At 41.3% G+C, this 20,425-nt stretch carries 18 protein-coding genes; 7 read left to right on the forward strand and 11 right to left on the reverse strand.

The annotated features are described in order from the left end of the window. Nucleotides 1-30: 30 nt before the first annotated feature. On the reverse strand, nt 31-1,044 hold the full coding sequence (locus EGS47_RS09355) for a CorA family divalent cation transporter (protein WP_004985290.1): 1,014 nt from the start codon (nt 1,042-1,044) through the stop codon (nt 31-33). Nucleotides 1,045-1,201: 157 nt separating this feature from the next. Here EGS47_RS09355 and EGS47_RS09360 point away from each other — a divergent pair, with 157 nt between their 5' ends. After that, the gene (locus tag EGS47_RS09360; RefSeq protein ID WP_010588689.1) at nt 1,202-1,786 is read left to right on the forward strand and encodes a TIGR00730 family Rossman fold protein; all 585 of its coding nucleotides are present in this window, start codon (nt 1,202-1,204) and stop codon (nt 1,784-1,786) included. Nucleotides 1,787-1,801: 15 nt separating this feature from the next. Continuing rightward, on the forward strand, nt 1,802-2,227 hold the full coding sequence (locus EGS47_RS09365) for an NUDIX hydrolase (protein ID WP_005001991.1): 426 nt from the start codon (nt 1,802-1,804) through the stop codon (nt 2,225-2,227). A gap of 6 nt (nt 2,228-2,233) precedes the next feature. Here the strand turns inward: EGS47_RS09365 and EGS47_RS09370 are convergent, their stop codons facing one another. After that, on the reverse strand, nt 2,234-2,887 hold the full coding sequence (locus EGS47_RS09370) for a ComF family protein (protein ID WP_005001993.1): 654 nt from the start codon (nt 2,885-2,887) through the stop codon (nt 2,234-2,236). Next, the gene (gene recG / locus EGS47_RS09375) at nt 2,874-4,919 is read right to left on the reverse strand and encodes an ATP-dependent DNA helicase RecG (RefSeq protein ID WP_125269567.1); all 2,046 of its coding nucleotides are present in this window, start codon (nt 4,917-4,919) and stop codon (nt 2,874-2,876) included. The genes EGS47_RS09370 and recG overlap by 14 nt, the downstream gene beginning before the upstream one ends. 38 nt (nt 4,920-4,957) lie before the next feature. Between recG and EGS47_RS09380 the strand changes: the two genes are divergently transcribed. Together EGS47_RS09380 and EGS47_RS09385 are read left to right on the forward strand one after the other, a co-directional pair. Continuing rightward, nucleotides 4,958-5,791, forward strand: a complete 834-nt coding sequence (locus EGS47_RS09380) for an NAD-dependent epimerase/dehydratase family protein (protein ID WP_119686759.1) — start codon at nt 4,958-4,960, stop codon at nt 5,789-5,791. Nucleotides 5,792-5,861: 70 nt separating this feature from the next. Next, nucleotides 5,862-6,848, forward strand: coding sequence for a putative solute-binding protein (locus EGS47_RS09385; protein ID WP_119686760.1), 987 nt, complete (start codon nt 5,862-5,864; stop codon nt 6,846-6,848). Nucleotides 6,849-6,906: 58 nt separating this feature from the next. Here the strand turns inward: EGS47_RS09385 and plsB are convergent, their stop codons facing one another. Continuing rightward, nucleotides 6,907-9,474 carry a glycerol-3-phosphate 1-O-acyltransferase PlsB gene (plsB, locus tag EGS47_RS09390; protein WP_119686761.1) on the reverse strand — a complete coding sequence of 856 codons (2,568 nt, stop codon included), beginning with the start codon at nt 9,472-9,474 and terminating at the stop codon, nt 6,907-6,909. Nucleotides 9,475-9,756: 282 nt separating this feature from the next. Here plsB and EGS47_RS09395 point away from each other — a divergent pair, with 282 nt between their 5' ends. Together EGS47_RS09395 and EGS47_RS09400 are read left to right on the forward strand one after the other, a co-directional pair. Next, nucleotides 9,757-10,632: an acyl-CoA thioesterase gene (locus EGS47_RS09395; protein ID WP_119686762.1), complete on the forward strand. Its 876-nt coding sequence runs from the start codon at nt 9,757-9,759 to the stop codon at nt 10,630-10,632. 140 nt (nt 10,633-10,772) lie between these two features. Then, nucleotides 10,773-12,014: a dicarboxylate/amino acid:cation symporter gene (locus EGS47_RS09400; RefSeq protein WP_119686763.1), complete on the forward strand. Its 1,242-nt coding sequence runs from the start codon at nt 10,773-10,775 to the stop codon at nt 12,012-12,014. A 109-nt stretch (nt 12,015-12,123) separates the two neighbouring features. Here the strand turns inward: EGS47_RS09400 and EGS47_RS09405 are convergent, their stop codons facing one another. The 7 genes from EGS47_RS09405 to EGS47_RS09435 form a co-directional block, all read right to left on the reverse strand. After that, nucleotides 12,124-13,068 (reverse strand): metal-dependent hydrolase, encoded by a 945-nt coding sequence (locus EGS47_RS09405; protein WP_005002006.1) that lies wholly within the window; start codon nt 13,066-13,068, stop codon nt 12,124-12,126. Nucleotides 13,069-13,200: 132 nt separating this feature from the next. Then, nucleotides 13,201-14,001 (reverse strand): ribosome biogenesis GTP-binding protein YihA/YsxC, encoded by an 801-nt coding sequence (gene yihA, locus EGS47_RS09410; protein ID WP_005002008.1) that lies wholly within the window; start codon nt 13,999-14,001, stop codon nt 13,201-13,203. A 94-nt stretch (nt 14,002-14,095) separates the two neighbouring features. Continuing rightward, nucleotides 14,096-14,536, reverse strand: a complete 441-nt coding sequence (locus EGS47_RS09415) for an RrF2 family transcriptional regulator (protein WP_119686764.1) — start codon at nt 14,534-14,536, stop codon at nt 14,096-14,098. A 132-nt stretch (nt 14,537-14,668) separates the two neighbouring features. Next, on the reverse strand, nt 14,669-15,538 hold the full coding sequence (locus EGS47_RS09420) for an IS982 family transposase (protein WP_005001054.1): 870 nt from the start codon (nt 15,536-15,538) through the stop codon (nt 14,669-14,671). 101 nt (nt 15,539-15,639) lie between these two features. Continuing rightward, complete coding sequence (locus EGS47_RS09425) at nt 15,640-16,404, reverse strand: globin domain-containing protein (protein ID WP_119686872.1); 765 nt, start codon at nt 16,402-16,404, stop codon at nt 15,640-15,642. A 208-nt stretch (nt 16,405-16,612) separates the two neighbouring features. Continuing rightward, nucleotides 16,613-18,163, reverse strand: a complete 1,551-nt coding sequence (locus EGS47_RS09430) for a helicase HerA-like domain-containing protein (RefSeq protein ID WP_119686871.1) — start codon at nt 18,161-18,163, stop codon at nt 16,613-16,615. A 17-nt stretch (nt 18,164-18,180) separates the two neighbouring features. After that, nucleotides 18,181-19,377: a PLP-dependent transferase gene (locus EGS47_RS09435; RefSeq protein ID WP_119686870.1), complete on the reverse strand. Its 1,197-nt coding sequence runs from the start codon at nt 19,375-19,377 to the stop codon at nt 18,181-18,183. Nucleotides 19,378-19,546: 169 nt separating this feature from the next. On the opposite strand from EGS47_RS09435, the gene EGS47_RS09440 reads away from it, so the two are divergent. Then, nucleotides 19,547-20,278 (forward strand): type 1 glutamine amidotransferase, encoded by a 732-nt coding sequence (locus EGS47_RS09440; protein ID WP_004985323.1) that lies wholly within the window; start codon nt 19,547-19,549, stop codon nt 20,276-20,278. The last annotated feature ends 147 nt before the right edge of the window (nt 20,279-20,425 follow it).

A 20,425-nucleotide genomic window follows, 5' to 3' on the forward strand; every position in this document is an offset into this window, starting at 1 on the left:
AATCTCGGTGCTTTTTTTATATCGATAATTTTAAACCCATTTCTTCCAGCGGAAGTACATCATTGGCCCGACAAATGAAACCATCAAAATTGCTGCAACAATTAAAAAACTCAAAGCACCATGGGCAAAGGGTAACTCCGTTGTATTCATCCCATAAATACTGGCAATCAACATCGGTGGTGCAAGCATACTCGGTAAAATCGAGAAGCGACGAATGGTATCGTTCTGCTCGGTATTAATGAATCCAGATGTAGTATCGAGCAAGAAACGAACTTTCTGGAATAAAAAGGCATCATGTTCGACCAGTGAGCGAACATCTTCACTCAACTCGCGAATGTCCGCATCATAAATATGACTGCCCAAAGCACGTGGACGAGATAAAAAGGTCAGGACGCGACGTAAATCAATCAGACACAGTTGCGCTTTACCCAGTACGTCTTCTTGTTGTGCCAAACGAGTAATCATGTCATCCAAATCTAAAATCTTTTCACGATGATGGTTATTCAACACTTCTGTAGAATATTTTTCCAAGTCCTTGTGGATATCTTCGAGGATATCCGCAAGCTCATCCAGTTTAGCTTCGAGTAAACCGAGTAAAATCCAAGTCGGATCTTTATAATCCATGTCATAGTCGTTACGTCGTGCACGGGCACGAAATGCACGAAATGCCACCAGCTTTTCACCACGCATGGTAAATAGCCGATCTTTATGTAAAATAAATGCGACCGTTTGCACCGTTGCTAAGATATGACTGGTGTCTTCATTATCGCCATCGACCTGATAATTTTTATTTTTCGTTAAAAAATAGGTACTGATATGCAAAATGCCATCATCATCGCGGTAAAATCGGGCAGAGGATGAAATGTCTTCAAGTGACTTGAGGGTGGGTAGATTTCGGTCATAGGCATCAATGACCCATTGTTGCTCTTCTTGAGAGGGTGCAATTAAATCGATCCAGACCAGATCCTGATGTAGATCAAAACCACCATTAATGGTTGCATCTTCAAGGCTACCGCGCTCTGTGGCGTAAAAGGCTTCAAGCATAATGTCTTTTCTCCCTTGCGCAGTATGGATAAATTTGATGGGTGTATTTTAGACAAGGATTCACTTAAAAACACTCATTGTTGTCGTTTTTTCTGAAAAAATCTTGCTAAAGCTTATATTGTAAGCATGACAGCTTAAAAACATGGTTAAAAGTTTTATGAATTCAATTTGTATTTTTTGTGGTTCAGCCGTTGGGAATGATCCTTTATTTTTACAAGCCGCTCAGTTGACAGGTGAAACCATTGCCAGACAGGGCAAAACACTGGTGTATGGCGGTGGTCGCTCAGGACTGATGGGTGTGGTTGCAGATAGTGCCTTGCAGGCAGGCGGCCGTGTGATTGGAGTCATTCCTACCGCTTTGGTTGATCGTGAATTGGCCCATCCCAATCTAACTGAATTGCATATCGTAAAAAATATGCACGAGCGTAAAACCAAAATGGCTGAACTTTCGGATGGTTTTATTGCTTTGCCAGGCGGAGCAGGCACACTGGAAGAAATTTTTGAACAATGGACGTGGTCACAGTTGGGAATTCATCAAAAACCCTGTGCTTTTTTAAATATTCAGGGTTTTTATGATGATTTACTCAAAATGATTCAAGGAACAGTAGAGCGAGGCTTTACTCAGTCGCGTTTTGTCGAGAAGTTAATTGCATCAGATCAGATTGATGTGATTTTAAATGCCTTTGAGCATTATCAACCTGCCGCGCCGAAGTGGGGTGCACAAACGCAAGTTCATCCTTAACATTGAGACAGCGCTGTGGAAAAAGTTGATGTGAAAAAAAACACAGCTAAGAGAATTACCGTTGCCGCGGCGATTATTTTAAATGAGGCAGGTGAGCTCTTGGTGGTGCGTAAGAAAAATACTCACGTGTTTATGCAGGTGGGCGGTAAGTTAGAAGTAAATGAGCCGCCTGAACACGCGATTGCAAGAGAAATCAAAGAGGAAATCGGCTGTGATATTCAGATTGATCAGTTTGTCGGACGTTTTGAAACAGCAACGGCCAATGAGCCCGATCATCAATTGGTAAGTTATGTTTATTTGGCGCAATTAAAGCAGACGCCGCAGATTGCAGCCGAGATTGCCGAAATGAAATGGGTTACGCTAGATGATCAAGTTACAGCACTTGCACCATTAACGCGTGAAGTGGTGATGCCATGGTGTCGAAAGTATTTAAAGATTTAGCGATTTTTAAGTTTTGGCGTTTTGATTTGCTGCTGCAATGCAGCATGCGTAAATCTGCTGGCATCCTAATTGTTGTAATGCTTGATGTAATGCATAAATTGAGCTGCCAGTCGTGACGACATCATCAATGATCAAGACTTTTCGGTAGCGAATTTGGGGTTTCTCTAACAGAACAAACTGCTGTTCTATGCCTTGAATCCGCTCTATTCGATTCAGTCCTTTTTGAGAATGTTGTTCAAGTCGATGAATTGGTTGCCAGACGGGAATATTGAGTTTCTTTGCCAGTTGTTGTGCCAAGAGCAAAGATTGATTATAACCGCGTTCGATCAAACGTGCCTCCGAGATTGGCATAGGGACAATCGCCTGAACTTTAGGATATTTCATCTGGGCAAGGAGTTGATCGAGTAAGGGTTGGTGATGTAATTTTTGTTCGTATTTAAACTGCTGTAAAATACGATCGATCGGATAATCATAGTAACAGGCCGCCATGATCTGTAATTCATGCCGATGGATCGGTTGTTTCAGCCAAGGCAATTGCTGCCAGCAACTTTTACATAGAACATATTGCTTTAAACGTGGACTGGATTCACATAAACGGCAAGGTAAAAGTTTTTGCCCAAGCTGTTGCATGGAGGCTTTAATATTATCAAACATAGGCATAGCGAGGTGCCTCTGGTAGCCAACGTTTAAGTAATGCATCGGCTTGTTTTGGATAGTTTTTTAGCACCTGCTCTGCCACATAATGTGCTTGTGTCAGCAAATGATCATCACGCTCCAGACGTGCTACGCGAAAGCCCATATCACCTGTTTGTTTGGTTCCTAATAATTCTCCAGGGCCGCGAATTTCTAGATCTTTTTCCGCAATCACAAAACCATCGTTACTTTCTCTTAAAATGGATAATCGTTCATGTCCATTTTGCGATAAAGGTGTTTTATAGAGTAAGGCACAAAAACTGGCGGTTGCACCGCGTCCGACGCGACCACGTAATTGATGAAGCTGGGAAAGACCAAAACGCTCGGCATTTTCAATCACCATAATAGAAGCATTTGGGACATCTACCCCGACTTCAATGACTGTGGTGGCAATGAGTAGTTGCAATTGATTGTCTTTAAATGCTTGCATGACATTTTGCTTTTCATCTGCTTTCATTTTGCCATGCACTAGACCGATATTCAGTTCAGGAAAGCGTTCTTTAATTTCCTGATAAGTGGCTTCGGCGGCTTGAGCATCCAGGGTTTCCAACTGTTCGACCAGTGTACACACCCAGTAAGCCTGTTTGCCCTCACGGCAATTACTGGCGATTCGTTGCAGCACGTGTTCGCGCCGATCGAGTGGAATAGTGACGGTTTGAATTGGGGTACGTCCCGGCGGGAGTTCATCAATGATGGAGGTATCCAGATCGCCATAGGCACTCATTGCCAATGTACGGGGAATCGGGGTGGCTGTCATTACCAACTGATGTGGCGTAAGTTGATCATTCCCTTTATTACGAAGTGCCAAACGTTGATCGACCCCAAATCGATGTTGTTCATCAATAATCACCAAACCTAATTTGGCGAATTCAACGGTATCCTGAAATAACGCATGAGTACCCACTACCAATTGTGCTTCGCCAGTTTTAATAGTTAGTTCAGCCTGTGTACGAGCCTTCCCTTTTTGTTTTCCAGACAGCCACGCGACTTGTATCCCTAGTGGCTCAAACCAGCGTTTAAAATTTAGATAATGTTGCTCGGCCAAAATTTCAGTCGGTGCCATCAGCGCGACTTGCCATCCTGCTTCTAATGTATGACAAGCAGCGACAGCGGCAACCAAGGTTTTGCCTGCACCGACATCACCTTGTACCAAGCGTAGCATGGGTTTGTTTTGCTTGAGATCGGTGACAATTTCTTTGGACACTCGTTTTTGGGCCTGTGTCATTTCAAAAGGTAATTGGGCGAGTAGGGCTTTGGTAAGGCTCTTGCTTGGGCTAAAACTGGGAGAAGCAATTTGTCGAATATAGGCACGTCGGGTGAGTAAACTGACCTGATGTGCGACCAGTTCTTCAAAAATCAGTCGTTGTTGCGCGGGATGTGAACCTTGTGCCAATTGCTGCATATTGGCATCGACAGGGGGTTCATGGATATACTGTAAAGCTTGTTTCAGCGCATAACCATTGGTGTATTGTTCAGGCAATAATTCTGGTAAATGATCGCTGTATTGTCTGAGTGCCTGTTTGACATATTCACGCAGTTTGGGTTGAGTTAAACCTTCTGTACTGGGATAAATCGCAGTGAGCTGAGTTTTAGGTAAAGCGCTATGATCAGTGACCAGTTGTATTTCAGGATGATACATCTCTAAGCCGCGCGCGCCGACTCGAACTTCCCCAAAAACACGTAAACGATGACCTGCTTTTAACTTATCAGTCAGATTTTTATAAATATGATAAAAGCGTAAGGTAACTTTACCTGAGTCATCTTGCAGTAGAGCGGCCAGAGATTTACGTTTTCCGGGTGGAAAGTCCAGAGCTTTGACTTCACCTTCAAGCAAATAGCTACGTCCCACCACCAGTTGGTTCATGGGAATGACCGTGCTACGATCTTCATAGTCACGCGGCAGGTGAAACAGAAGATCATCGGTGGTGAAAATATTAAGTTTTTCCAAAAGTGCAGCGGCAGCACCACCGACACCCTGTAACTGCTGGACTGAAGTCATATCTCTCCAAGTCAGGACCCTTTATATCAGGATCATGCATGCATATTTTATTTATTGGTTATGGTAAAACATCTCAACGCGTTGCCCAATTTCTATTTGAACAGAACTCGAATCAACAGCGACATCAAATTACCACAATTAGCCGTAGCCCGAAAACAGATGTGTACGCGAATCACCTCATTCAAGATGTGCATGACCTTAATCTGGACAATCTTGCACCAATTGATTTGGTCTATGTGGCTTTGGCGCCTTCAGAAAGTAGTGTAGAGGCCTATCGTCAAACCTATCTGGATTCAGTTGAACCAATCGTTCATGCATTAAAATCGCATCCTGTACAAAGAATTATGGTGCTGTCATCAACACGGGTTTATGGTGAACATCAGGGCGAGCAAGTCGATGATGAATCGCCCATTCAACCTGTAGATGAGCAAGGACAAATCTTGCGTGACATGGAATTAAAATGGCGGGCAGCATATCCGAAACAGACCGTGATAATTCGTCCTTCTGGGATCTATGGTCAATCGGTTGTGCGTTTAATAAAAATGGCAGAAAACACAATTAGTTACCCAAAGATTCATTATAGCAACCGCATTCATATTGATGATTTGGCAAGATTTTTAGCGTATTTATCGACATTAAAAAATGTTGATTCGTCTTATATCGTGACCAATAACCACCCTTTAGCTTTACATGAAATTATCTTGTGGTTCCAGCAACAACTCGATTTGCCAAAGCTACAATTGAGCAGTCAGGAAATTTCAGGAAAACGCTTATATGCAACACGGATGCTCAAAACGGGATTTCAATTACAGCATCCAGTTTGCTTTAATGACTATACAATCTGCCTGCAACAACATAGGCAAAGCCAATAATTTAATTAAACTCAAGAATGCGGCAACATCTACAATTAAATTAAACCGATAAATACAAGATTGGTGGAAGATGTTTAAACAGGCATTTGGAAGCTTGCTTTTGCTCATCGTGGTGCAACAGGTGGCAGCGGTTGAAAAGACATGGTGTGTATATGATCCAGTCGGTGCGCAAGGGGATATTACCCGGCGTTTAAAAGAGATTGCGCTTTATGCACAGCGTGATCAGGTCAATTTGCAACTTAAAATTTATCAGCATGAAACAGAGGCTATTGCACAATTTAATCAGAAAAAATGTTCAGGTCTGGTCGCAACCAACTTTAATACTCGAAACTATAATGCATTTATGGGAAGTACGGCTGGTGTGGGATTTATCACAAATAATATAACCGCGCAGCATTTTATTCAGTTGTTGAGCCAACCTGCATTACGTTCTGTCATGCAACAAGGAGAGTATGAGGTGGTCGGGTTTATTCCTGTGGGAATGACCTATATGATGCTCAAAACGTCAACGCTTTATAAAGTGACAGACCTAAAAAATAAACGGATTGGTGTTTTGGCTGAAGTCCCGCCCCAAACGGCTTTGGTGCGTAGTGTACGTGCACAGCCTGTTGCCTTGAGTTTTGATAATGCAATCAAGGCCTTTAAAAGTAATCAGGTGGATATTTTACCTGTTCCTGTTTATGCTTTACTTGCTTATAATTTGAGAAAAGAGTTTGGTGAATCGACCCGAGTCATCAATTTTCCAGTGGTCTATACAGGCTTAAATATTGTGATTCGCGCTGCTGAATACCCATCAGATTTTGGTGTGAATATGCGGCATTGGTTTGCAGGACAGGCAAGAGTATTGGTGGGACAAGTGATACGCTGGGAAAATCGATTACCCGCGTATTATTGGATGGATGTCTCTGCCACTGAGAAACAAGCTTATAATGTGGTCATTGCTAAAGTACGCAATCAATATTCCCAGAACTTTTTTTATGATCCGCGCTTTGTCAAACTGATCAAAAAATTACGCTGTAAAGATGAGCCGCAATATTTTGAGTGTCAGATCTGGTAAATCAAACATGGCAACCGAAGTTGCCATGTTGAGATCAAATTTTATATGACAGGATCATTTAAGCTTTTTTACGTTTTGAACGACGTTTTGCTTGTTGTGAAGCGACTGCGTCCAGTGCAGCTTTAAGCTCATCATCATTAAAGGTGGTGATATGTTGCAACATTTGTAAGGTTGCTTCATCCAGTACCAATTTGGCACCTTCAGCCATATTGCTAAAGTTGCGTTCAAACGCGATTGCCCCTTGTTCATTGGTGCAGATATATCCTTGCTGGGTCAGAACTTTGATAAAGCTCTGGAACAATGATTTATCAAAAAATTCAGGTGAGTTGAATTCATAGAGAACCGACAGGCGTTGCCCTAGCAAATGACTTAAGTCCTCGACTTGTTTCACCGAAATATTTCCAGAACCGCGTTGTGCAATTAATGCCAAGGTCATGTAGTAACGTTCCAGACTTTGTTTGACTGGAGCTGCTAAGATCACCAATTGATTATGATCTTCTGAATTTGGTGCAGGACTAATCAAGTCGCCTTCACTGTCGCGTTCAATTAGTTTGGCATTGACTATAGCATCGGCATATTGACTAATTTGCTGTTCAAGTTGCTCGGCTTTCCATTTCAGGAATAACTCCGCCTGTAAAAATGGATATAGCGTTTTAATGACATTGATCAGATTTTTCTGGCTAATTCTACCGTTGTGTTCAACTAGCGCTGCAATTAAGGATGGCAGCACAAAAGCATGTAAAATATTATTGCGGAAGTAGGTCAACAACACCGCTTGATAATCTTCGATTGCAATAATGTCGCCTAATACATGCTGAACACGCTTAATCAATTTCAGTTTTAAGCCGTAAGCAATAATTTCTTTACCAGACAGCGGTGTAACTTGTGTGCGCTCATCATAAGGAAGTGTGGTAACAAGATTACGATAAGCATCGAGTTGTTTAATACACAACTCTTCGTCCAATGTGTGTTTAGGGGTTGCTAATAAAATTAAAGAAAGCAACGAAACAGGATTGATCACTACAGCGCGGTTAATATTTTCAACAATCGCATGTGCTGAACTGTTAATGACCTCTGAAACTTGTGGTGGAATCGGATCATCGTTTTTCTCAATTTTGATCTGATCTGCACCATGTGCTTTTAGCAAATCGTCCAGAAATACAGGTTCACCGAAGTTAACGTGGACCTTGCCAAAAATACGTTCAATTTTGCGTAAAGTTTGAATAATCCCGAAGATGGATTCTGCTTCTTTGGGCTTGCCTTGCATTTCTCCTACATAGGTTGAACCTTCCATTAAGCGTTCATAACCAATATATGTTGGAACAAAAACAATTGGCTTGGCACGACCCCTTAAATGACTGTGTATGGTCATGGCCAGCATGCCCGTTTTAGGAGGAAGTAAACGCCCAGTACGCGAGCGGCCCCCTTCGATAAAATATTCAAGCGGGGTATTACGCGACAAAATACTATATAGGTATTCTTTAAATACAGACGTATAAAGTGCATTGCCACGGAAGGAACGACGAATAAAAAATGCACCTCCGCCACGTAAAAGCTGACCGACAAATGGCAGATTTAGATTATCTCCCGCTGCGATATACGGCACCATTAAACCACGACGATAAATCACATAAGACAACAATAAATAATCGATATGACTGCGGTGACATGGTGTGTAGATAATTTCGTAGTCTTTGGCCAGTTCACGTACGGTACTAAAGTTATGAACTTCGACACCATCATAAAGTTGTGTCCACAATCGAGTCAGGGCCATATCAGCAAAACGGATGGCTGAATATGAATAATCTGAGACAATTTCATTTAAATAGCCAATCGCACGGCGTTCAGCTTCAAGCATGCTGACTTTGCCGCGAATACTTTCCCGACGAATCGCATCCTGCACATCACGTGATTTGATCAGGGATTCCATCACATTACGGCGGTCAGACAAGTCAGGCCCCAGAACCACTTCACGCTGACTATCTAAATAGTCATTCAGAGTGCTCACGATATACGTGGCAGGAGACAGATTCGGATAATGCGCACTGGCATAGTTGACCAGTTGGCGTAACGACTGCGGTTCATGAAACTCAACATAAGTTTGACGACCATGCAGACCGATATTCATCAATTGTTTGACTTTACCTGGGGTTGCCCATGTATCGGTAAATAACAACTTAAACCATGAATCTTCTTTATCAGGAGAGCGCCCCCATAGCACCGTGACAGGAACCAGTTCAATATCGTAGTCAGGATGTTTGTCTAAAAACTCAATTAAACGCAGTAATCGCGGAGGAAAGGCATGCGGTGGTGGATTGAGTAAATTCTTTTCATCGTGATGCTGTAAAAATAAAACCGATGCTTTTTCTTTGTGATCATCCATCACCAGTGGATCTAGTGCAGGCTTTAAATGCAAGCGACGTGTTTCACCATCAAGAACTAAAGCATTGCTGCGAGAGTAATTTTGTAATACATAGCAGACGACTTTTTTCTGTGCAGGATGTTCTGAAGTCTGCTGATCGGTAGATTCAGAAGGGACTTCCCCAAGAACATGCGGTGTTACCACGAGGTCAAGTAACTTACTCGACAGGCGTCGATACATCTGACCCAAGCCACTCTTGGCCATAAGAACTCCTACTCAAACAACAATACTCCGTCCTAAAGAACGAAAACTGCCTTAGTGAATTGATGTGAAAAACAATGGGCTATTTTCTGATAAATCACATGGATTGCGCTAGTGTTTATCGTTAAAAAACGTATTTTTAATACGAATAACAATGCTAAAGTGTGACATGACAGTCAACTAATCTTGATGGTTATACTCTGAATTTGTGGAAAAATACCGTATATATGTTTTATAGTTTACAGTTGTCTTGTTTTTAAATTGCCGACACTTTAAAGGTATCTTATGAATGCATTAACCCAGGAACTTGTCGAGCTTTTATCTCTTGAAAAGCTTGAAGATCATTTATACCGTGGACAAAGCCGTAATCTGGTCGGAAAACGCGTATTTGGTGGACAAGTTCTGGGACAAGCGTTACGTGCTGCGTCCTATACCACAGATCGTCCTGCACATTCGCTACATGCTTATTTTCTCTATGGCGGTGATGTCAATGCACCGATTATTTACGAAGTCGATCCTTTACGCGATGGTCGAAGCTTTTCCAGTCGTCAAGTTCGTGCTATTCAGCATGGTCGTACCATCTTTTCGGCAATGATATCGTTTGCTTATCTTGAAGAAGGTTTGAATTATCAACCTGAAGAACCTAACTATCCAGCGCCAGAAGACCTCAAATCAGAAAATGAACTCAAAGAAGGATTAGTTAATTTCCTGCCTGAAAATGTGCGTGCCAGTTTTATGCGTGATCGACATGTTGAAATTCGCCCGATTGATCCAGTCAATCCATTTCAACCTCAACCACAAGCACCGATTAACGCACACTATATCCGAACCCATGATCCTATTCCTCAAGAGTTGGATGAGCAGTCTTTACATCAAGCGATCGTTGCATTTTATTCTGATTTTAGCTTAATGACGACTTCCTTAAAACCGCATGGTTTAAGCTATATTTCACCGAGTTTGCAATGTGCCAGTATCGATCATGCCATTTATTTTCATCGTCCAGTCCGTGCGGATGAATGGATGCTGTATGACATGGAAGCGACCGTCACTGCAAATTCACGCGGATTAAATTTTGGACGCATGTGGCAAAATGGACAACTGGTCTGTAGTACCACACAAGAGGGGCTTATACGCCTGCGTGAAATAGCCAATAACCAATAAAACCACATCAAATGTTTCACTAAAGCTGCATGGATGCGGCTTTTTATTTTTAAATTGTCAGATATGCTAAAAAATTATTCGATTCTAGACATCTTGCATGTCATAGTAATCCAAAACAATGACATTCTATTTCAAATGGTATGAGCTTAAATACACAGATTTTAGTTGCTGCAATCATCGGTATCGCATTTGGGTTTTTATTAAATCTATACCCAGACACCGCTTTTTTTCAACAGAGTCTCTATGGACTCGGTATTATCAGTAGCGTATTTATCGGACTGTTGAAAATGCTTTTAATCCCACTGATTTTTTCCTCAATTGTGGTGGGAGTTTCAAATTTGCAAGCCAGCGGGCAGTTTGGACGAGTCTGGAAAATAACAGCATTATGTTGTTTAACGACGACTACATTGGCTTTAATTCTCGGTATTGGCTGTGCTCATTTATTTGGAGTGGGCAAGGGCATAGATATCGGAATTTTTAGTGAAGCCATGAGCAATCATCAATCTCCAGATACATTATCGCCATCCACCTTCTTTACTAATTTTATTCAAAATACGCTGATTAATCCCTTTAAAGCTTTTAGCGATGGCAATGTTCTGGCAGTCGTGGTGTTCGCTTTGTTCATCGGGGCGGCTTTAATTAAAGGCGGAGATCGTTTTCAGTCTGTACGGGTTCTAAGCTTACAGTTTTTTGACATCATGATGATGTTGGTGGGTTGGGTCATGAAATTGGCACCGTTAGGAATTTTAGCCTTACTCGCTAAACTGATTGCAACTGAAGATGTCAAAATCCTGAACAGTTTGGCTGAGTTCGCCTTAGTCGTAACAGGAACGACGATTTTTCATGGTGCGGTGGTGTTGCCTTTATTACTGTGGATTTTTGGGAAAATGAATCCAATCACTTTTTTTAAAGGTACACGCTTAGCCCTCATTACTGCTTTTGCCACCAGTTCCAGTTCAGCCACGATGCCATTGAGCATGAAGTGTGCCCAAGAAAATCTCAAGGTTCGCCCACAAACAGCAGGTTTTGTTATTCCTTTGGGAACGCAGTTAAATATGGACGGTACCGCGCTCTATGAAGCTGCTGCCGCATTATTTATTGCTAATCTGGTAGGAATGGATTTAACCCTGACTCAGCAATTGATTGTTTGTTTAACTGCCATGATTGCATCATTGGGTGCGCCCGGAATTCCTAGTGCAGGAATGGTCACCATGATCATGGTGCTACAGTCTGTTGGGCTTCCTGCCGAAGCGATTGCGATTTTACTGCCAATCGACCGAATTTTAGATACGGTACGAACTGTGGTCAATGTGCAGGGGGATATGATGATTAGTGTCGTGGTAGATCGTTATGCCAAATCAGATTCCATTGAAACATCTTAAAATGCAGTGCGATTAAGATGCTCGATTGCAAGACATTGCATCGCGAAAATGATAAAAAGCAGAAGAGAACTTCTGCTTTTTACCTCTTGTTTTACTCAAGTAACTTCATTCAAGCAGCAGTTAATAACGCCCGTTTCGCTGCTGGAGATTGATCTAAATATTGGACAGCATCTTCGGTACTCCCTTCTTTGACAGGATCATACCATGGCATTAAATAATCGATCTGTTGTGCAACCAACCAGATTGGGCTAGGAAGCACTTGGTTATCTTTGCGCCCTTGTTTAAGCCATTCTAACCAGATCCAAGGATGCCACAGACTCGGATTTTTATCTGCGAAACGTGGGTCTTGTTTCATGATATGTGCGGCACCATCGACCCATAAACCTAATACCCCCGCAATCACTGCGACACTTAAATAATAACGGGCAATATAACCACCACCCAAATGACGATATAAATCAAATGCGACTGTTCGATGTTCAATTTCTTCTGCACCATGCCATTTGACTAAATCGACCATTTCAGGGTCAGCGCCGAGTTCTTCCCATTTTTTGTTGTAAAGCGCGTATTTACCCAATACACACGTCATGTGTTCTACTGTGGCAATCACACCTAAACGAAATAAATCCCACTGATGTTGTAACGCTTTAGGTACTTCATAGTCTAAAGGTTTATCAGCCAATAACTTGCTAAATAAAAAGTTCATGATATCCAGATTACGCTGGATATCGATATTACGGGCAGACAAATATTCTTTATTGGCAGAGGTATGCGCATTGGCATGCATGGCTTCTTGCCGAATAAAAGCCTGTACATCTTGTCTGAGTTTTTCATCGGTAATTTGCGGCAAGACTTTATTATAAAGACGACAGAACCAGAACTCGCCCGCAGGTAAGATATTGTTAATTTCATTGATGAAATAACTGGCAAAAGGTTGATTGGGAATCCAGTCCACTGGAGTTTCTTTCCAGTCGAATTTTACCTTTCGTGGTTGAATGCGATAGTGAATCGAAGATCCTGGTAACTTGTGTTTAAAAAATGAAAAAATACTCATGTCCTTACCTTTATTTGTTCTTATCGAACTTTTGCTGGTTTTTTTGAGTATAAAAAATGCCCCTGTATTTTGCTTTGCAATACGGGACATTCAATTGTCATTACGTGATGAAATGATCAGAAAAGCGGTAGTTTATTCTTCTTTTAATACTAAATCTGCTTCATCTTCATCATCAATTGTAGCCTCTGCAATTTGACTGAGGTCAAATTCAGGTTCTTGTTCTAGCGTATAATTTAAGCGACCTGCCATTACACTGGCAAGCTCTTCAAGTCCTTGTTTATTGAGTGATGAAAATAGTTGAATTGAAAAATTCAGCTTCATCTTTTTTAGATTTTGTTTAACTTCGAGTAGGGCTTGATGAGCGGGACCACGATTCATTTTATCCGCTTTGGTCAGTAAAATATGCACAAACAATTTACGTGAATGCGCCCATTCCAGCATCATGGTATCGAAATGCTGGAGTGGATGACGAATATCCATCAATAGCACTAAACCCTGTAAGCTTTGACGATGAATCAGATAATTTTCAAGTTCTTTCTGCCAAACCCGTTTCATATCTTCAGGGACAGCAGCATAACCATAGCCTGGCAAATCCACCAGACGCTGATCAGGATTCCCTAGACTAAAAAAGTTAATCATCTGGGTACGTCCTGGCTTTTTAGACGCACGTGCCAGTTGTTTTTGATTGGTTAAGGTATTAATGGCACTGGACTTGCCTGCATTGGAACGTCCTGCAAAGGCAATTTCATAACCTGTATCTTCTACACAAAGTGCCAGTTTGGGCGCACTCATTAAAAATTCAGCTTTGCGTAGCCAATTGAGTGCCTTTACTGAGTATTCAGTAATTGCAGGATCAGCCTTTTTCTCATAACTAATTTTTTGTTTAGGTGCGAGTTTGGCTTTGGTATCTTTGGATTTCGCATAGCGATGCATAGAGCTTAACTTTTACAATCAAAATATATTTAAAACGCATTATAAAGGATGCGAGCCTTTCACGCGAATTTTAACAGCATTTGGATCAAAACGATCAGGAGATCGAGATAAACTCGATCGGTGAATGACTGGAGGCAGAAGGCGGAGCAGCCAAAACATCGGCTAAGCTATATTGATCGAGTGTTTGATAAAAGCTTTCCAGTGCATCATCTAAAATTCCTTTTAAGCCGCAGTGCGCGCGTAATACACAAGGCGGAGTATTGCATTCTACAATCTGATGATCACCTTGTAAGATCCGTACAATTTTACCTAATGTCAGATCGAGCGCTTTGGGATTTAAACGAAGTCCACCGCCTTTGCCGCGCGTGGTAATGATCCATTCCTGTTTTGCCATGAAATGTACAATTTTGACCAAATGGTTTTGAGAAACATGCAAATCCCGTGCGATTTCTGCGATGGTATACGGCATTTCACTTGGGCGTGAAACGTACATGAGTATACGCAAGGCATAGTCGGTAAATTTATTGAGTTGCATGTTCAGCTAAATACCAGAAATTTATAAAGATCATATTAGCCTGAAAGTTTCCCGAAGGAAACTCCCGAGTCCAAACACCTGAAAATCACAATTTTATATTTAGTTTAATCTTATATTCAACCCGAATCCTGCTTAAGCTAATGATTCCATAACTTGAATTGTTGGCTTATTCCGATGAGTTAATTGATATGCACATAACGATGCATAAATTCCGCTAAGAAATCCATGAATACTACGTGCTTTACTCGTCACTAAATTGTATTGTCCTTTCAATAAGCTGAATAACGTTTCTATCTTATTGCGTTGTTTTAAATGATATTTATCTGATGAACAGAGTTGAATAGCCTGCATGTTCTTTCTATGGTAAGTAATCAAATCAACCCCTTGATCTTTTAACCTGCTTTTTAAATTTTGACTGATATAGCCACGATCCGCATAAAGCTTTGCGTCTAAGCCTTCAACCAATTGTTCAACCATTTTTATGTCAGCAACATGCCCATTAGATAAGCCTGAGCTAACGATCTCACCGAATTGATTCATCACGATATGTAACTTACAGCCATAAAACCATCCCATTGAACTTTTACCGCGAGATGCAATCTTGGCTAATGATTTATGACGCTGAATACGCTGATTTTTACAGACAGGCAGAGTCGTTGAATCAATCCATAAATATTGTTTGTATTCACCTTTCATCAAAGCGACATGTAAAGCATGTAGAGCTAATTGATGCATATTGATCAGGTGAATCATCCTTTGGTAACAGGGTAAGCGTTTAAATAAATGATTTTTATCCTGCTTCAACCATGAAAAGAAAGCTTTGAAATTGTTGAAATGAGAACACTTATACCAAATGGCGATAAAATGTATTTCTGAGAGACTCAGCTGGGCTGGTCGAATTCTTACAGAGCGACGACTTTGTTTGAGAAACTTCCAATAAGTTGCTTCAAATTTAAGAAAGAAATCATCAATGATGCAGAATAATTCGGTACTATTGAACATCAGGGCTAGAGCTTTAGGTTTGGTGTGGTAACTCAACTGATGGCTCTAGTCCCCTTATTTTTCAAGTCAATTGCTTATCCGCGATTCGGGTTATATTCAGTTTAACCTTTGAGAGGAGCAGAAACAGCGAGCTCATCTCCGACTTGATAGTGACTTAACAGAATATTGGCAACATCGTATTCACTATGTTCAGCTTGTGATTTGACTAAGAAACCATATTGAGCTGTATCCTGAGCTGAACTAAAGCTAAATTGTTGAGGTTGATCAATTCCTTTCTCGGGAACATGGACTTTGACCGAAATATATTCACCTGCTTGTGCCGTTGGAATCGTTTGCTGATCGGCTGCACGAATGTTAAAAAATTTACCTTCAGCATGATCTTCGATCGACACAATTTTGAAATTACGCCAACCTGACCATCCTCCATTTTGCGCAGCTAACTGATCATATTTTTGTTGCTCAGCCCCAATTAAGATATCAGCTAATTGCAAATAGGCTTGTTTCCACGCTTCGATTAAATCTGATTCAAACGGAACATCAAGCACCTCACTAATCGAATGTAATAAGTTTTCCCCCACAATCGAGTATTGCGCGGGCTGAATATCCAGACTGACGTGTTTGGTTGCAATATGTTCCACTGCTTTGGCTAGTTTTTCAGGGGTTTCGATATTTTCTGCATAAGCCAAAACTGCTGCGGCTAAGGCGCGTGGTTGACGTCCTGTTGTTTGGTGGTCCAGATTAAACACATTTTTGAGTTCAGGATGATTGCCAAGCATACGCTTATAAAAATAGCTGGTCAGTGCGACGCCGTGTTCACGTAAGACAGGTACAGTTGATTTTACAAGTTCGATTTGTTGTGGAGTCATGGCTAGACCTTTTTATCTGGCTATATAAGATATATTTAAAATACATCTTATAAAATACATTTGCAATGCATCTTTAATTAAAAGTCATAACTTTTTTAAGGGATTAAATAGATCGTATTGGTCAAATTGATTGGTTTTTCGCAAAAAAATTAAACACTGATTTTACAAGAGCTGAGTTTTGTAAAATCAGTGTATTTTTGAAAGTTATTTAGCGTTTTCCAAACAAGGAGCCGAGCAAGCCGCGAACCAGTCTTTGTCCTGTTGGTCCGCCTAAACTACGTGCTGCGCTTTTTGCGAAGGTTCCAAGTACGTCTTGAGTGAGTTTGTCACGCTCGCGTTGTGCTTTTTCATCTGCCTTTTGCTGTTCACGTACTAAACGCTCTTGTTCTTTTGCCTGTTGCTTGGCATCTGTTTCTTGTTGTTTGGCTTGTTGTGCGGCTTCGAGCTGGGCTTGTTGTTGCGCCGCACTTTCGTTCACTTTGCGCTGTAACATTTCATAGGCGCTATCTCGATCTACAGCGTGTTCATAGATTCCTGCGACAATACTTTGCGACATTAATGCTTTACGTTCATCAGCGCTTAAAGGGCTAAATGCAGAGTAGGGAGGCATGATCCAGCCACGTTCCACGATCTGTGGCGTGCCTTGTTCATCCAGAAAACTAATCAATGCTTCACCAACGGCAAGCTCAGTAATGGCTTGATCGACTTTAAATTCAGGATTGGCACGAAAGGTATCTGCTGCTGTTTTCACTGCTTTTTGATCTTTTGGTGTAAAGGCGCGTAAAGCATGTTGAACCCGATTTCCGAGTTGCCCTAAAACCGTTTCTGGTATGTCGAGTGGGTTTTGGCTAATAAAATAAATGCCCACACCTTTGGAACGAATCAAACGTACCACTTGTTCAATTTTTTGTTGGAGAGCAGGGCTGGCATTGTCAAAAAGTAAGTGCGCTTCATCAAAGAAAAATACCAGTTTTGGTTTATCCAGATCTCCAACTTCTGGTAATTGTTCAAATAACTCTGAAAGCATCCACAGCAAAAAGGTTGCATAGAGTTTTGGTGTATTCATCAGTTTATCTGCGGTGAGCAGGTTGATATAACCATGACCATTGCTATCGGTCTGAATAAAATCCAGAATATTTAAACTTGGCTCACCAAAAAACTGTTCACCACCTTGATCACCAAGTGCCAATAAATTTCGCTGGATTGCGCCTAAACTTGCAGGTGATAAATTGCCATATTCAGCTTTTAGCTCAGCCGCATTGTCACTGACATAACTCAGCATGGCCTTTAAGTCTTTAAAATCAATGAGCAATAACCCTTGATCATCTGCAATACGAAACACCGCAGAAAGTACACCTTCCTGTGTATCATTTAAATTTAGCATTTGAGCCAAAAGCAATGGCCCGATTTCAGAGACAGTGGTACGAATTGGATGACCTTGTTCACCAAATAAATCCCAAAAAATAGTGGGAGAAGCAGCAAACGCAATAGTGTCTAAACCAAGTGATTTAATCCGTTCATCAAATTTTGGATTATCACTTCCCGCTTTGGCAATACTCGAGACGTCACCTTTGGCATCTGCTAAAAAAACAGGCACACCAATCCGAGAAAAATTTTCAGCCATGACTTTGAGTGTCACAGTTTTACCTGTTCCTGTTGCACCTGCAATCAGACCGTGACGGTTCGCAAATTCGGAATGTAAAACAATATCCTGATGAATATCAGTCGTTTTTTTTGCAATCACAATTGGTGTGCCCATACTTATTCCTATTCTTATCACTTTTCAATTTGTTGGAGTGCATTTTGGATATCTTGTATTAAATCTTGGGCAGATTCTAGTCCTATACAAAAGCGAACCAATAAACCCTGTTGTAGATGTGTATTTGGCAATACTCGCATCTGTTTTAAATCATAAAGCATCACCAGACTTACGGGGCCGCCCCAACTAAAACCTAATTTAAATAATGTTAAGGCATCACAAAAGCGGCGGACGGCGCTGATGTCATAGTCGGCTTGAAAGATCACACTGACCAAGCCTGCGCTTTGTTGATCTATACAGATTTCTTGCCAAAAGGTGTGTCCAGGACTATTCGCATCGCTGGGATGTAAAACTTGTGCAAACTCAGGCTGCTGTTTGAGCCACGCTAATAGGTCTTGTGTGGTTTTGGCTTGTTGTTGATAACGTAGGCGTATATGCGGCAGGCTACGTATAACCTGTGCGGTATCATCACCCGACACACAGATTCCCTGAGTGGCATGCATCTTAAAGAGCTGATGATAAAGTTTCTGATCCCGAGTAATGACACTGCCCATTAAGATATCACCACCGCCGCTTGGATACTTGGTGAGCGCATGGATGGTGATGTCAACGGATAAATGTTCATCTGAAAAATCGAAAGCGTTAAAGGCGAGTCCTGCGCCCCATGTATTGTCCAATGCAATCAACACATTGGCTTGTCTGGCTTTTTTAACCAGATTTTTAAGATCGGGAAATTCTAGAGTGACTGAACCTGCCGCTTCGAGCCAGATCAGTTTAGTGTGTGCAGAAGGCGTAAATGAGTCGGCATCAATCGGATTATAGACTTTAACGATGATGCCATAACGTTGTTGTAGATTTTTGAGATGTTCCATGTTTGGGCCATACACATTATCTGGAACCCAAACTTCATCGCCTTGATTTAAAAAGGTTGAATTAACCAGATTAATGGCAGATAGTCCACTCGGTGCGAGTAAGCAATATGTCCCCCCTTCAAGCTGTGCCAATTGATCAGCTAAGGTATAAGTGGTCGGTGTGCCATGGGTGCCATAACTATAATCATAAGCATCTGTCCAATGCCGATCAAAAAGGTGCGCTGTCGATGGAAATATAATCGTCGATGCACGAAACAGGGGAGGTTGAATGCTCACAATGTATTGAGGAGCCTTTCGTGGGGCGTGAATAAGCTGGGTTTGAATGGTTTTATTATCTGTCATGGTGCATATCATTTAGGTGATTTAGCTCTAGATTAAAAAATATAAATCCTTTCTGCTAGTTTTGGTCGAGTTTTGTGAGTATTTCTTTACATAAAACTGTGTTGACAAAAGTTGGCTTCATTTTTGCTATGACTTAGCTAATACCAACAACAATATAGGTTCTAAGTGCATGAAGTCGCATTTAAAAGTGCATTATTTTCAGCATATTGCTGGTGAAGGGTTCGGGAGTTGTTATGATTTTTTGAAAACACATCAGTCAAAAATTACCGCGACTGAATTTTTCGCACTCCCCCCTGATTTACCGCTTGAAATAGAGGCGCTCCCTCGTATTGACGATGTCGATTTACTGATCATTATGGGCGGAACCATGAGTGTTAATGATGAAGCCAATTTTCCTTGGTTGAAAATTGAAAAACGCTGGATTCGTCGTTATTTAGCCGCGGGTAAACCGGCGATTGGATTGTGTCTGGGTGGACAACTGATTGCCAATGCTTTAGGTGCTGCCGTGAGCCGCAATCCATTTCAGGAGTTAGGTTGGACGACCGTACATCGAGTACCACAATCGGCAACGCAGTGTTTTCCTTTACCGTCTTCTTTACATGTGATGCAGTGGCACAGTGAAACTTTTGAGATTCCCAAAGGTGCGATTCATTTAGCTGAAAATGACGTCTGTCGTAATCAGATGTATCAGATTGGGCAAAATGTTTTAGGTTTTCAGTTTCACCCAGAAATCACCCCACAAACACTGGAGTTATTTTTGGAAAATGACGATGAAGTAGCCATTTTTCATGGAGAATATGTACAGCCAGCCAATCAACTCAAACAATCAAAACAATCAAAATTTATAGAAGGAAACCAATTGCTCAATCAGGCGATTGAATATGTAGTGAACGCATCGTAATCAAAATAAAATGCAAATGATTTAAAATAAAACTCGGATATTTAACGATTCAGCAACAAATAGAATTGCATAAGACTTAAACAGTCGTTATAATGAGCGACCCTCAAATTGTGAGGTCATTTACTGCAAAGAACGTAGTAAATGCAT

The organism is Acinetobacter sp. FDAARGOS_515 (assembly GCF_003938865.1).
Lineage (GTDB): Bacteria > Pseudomonadota > Gammaproteobacteria > Pseudomonadales > Moraxellaceae > Acinetobacter > Acinetobacter ursingii.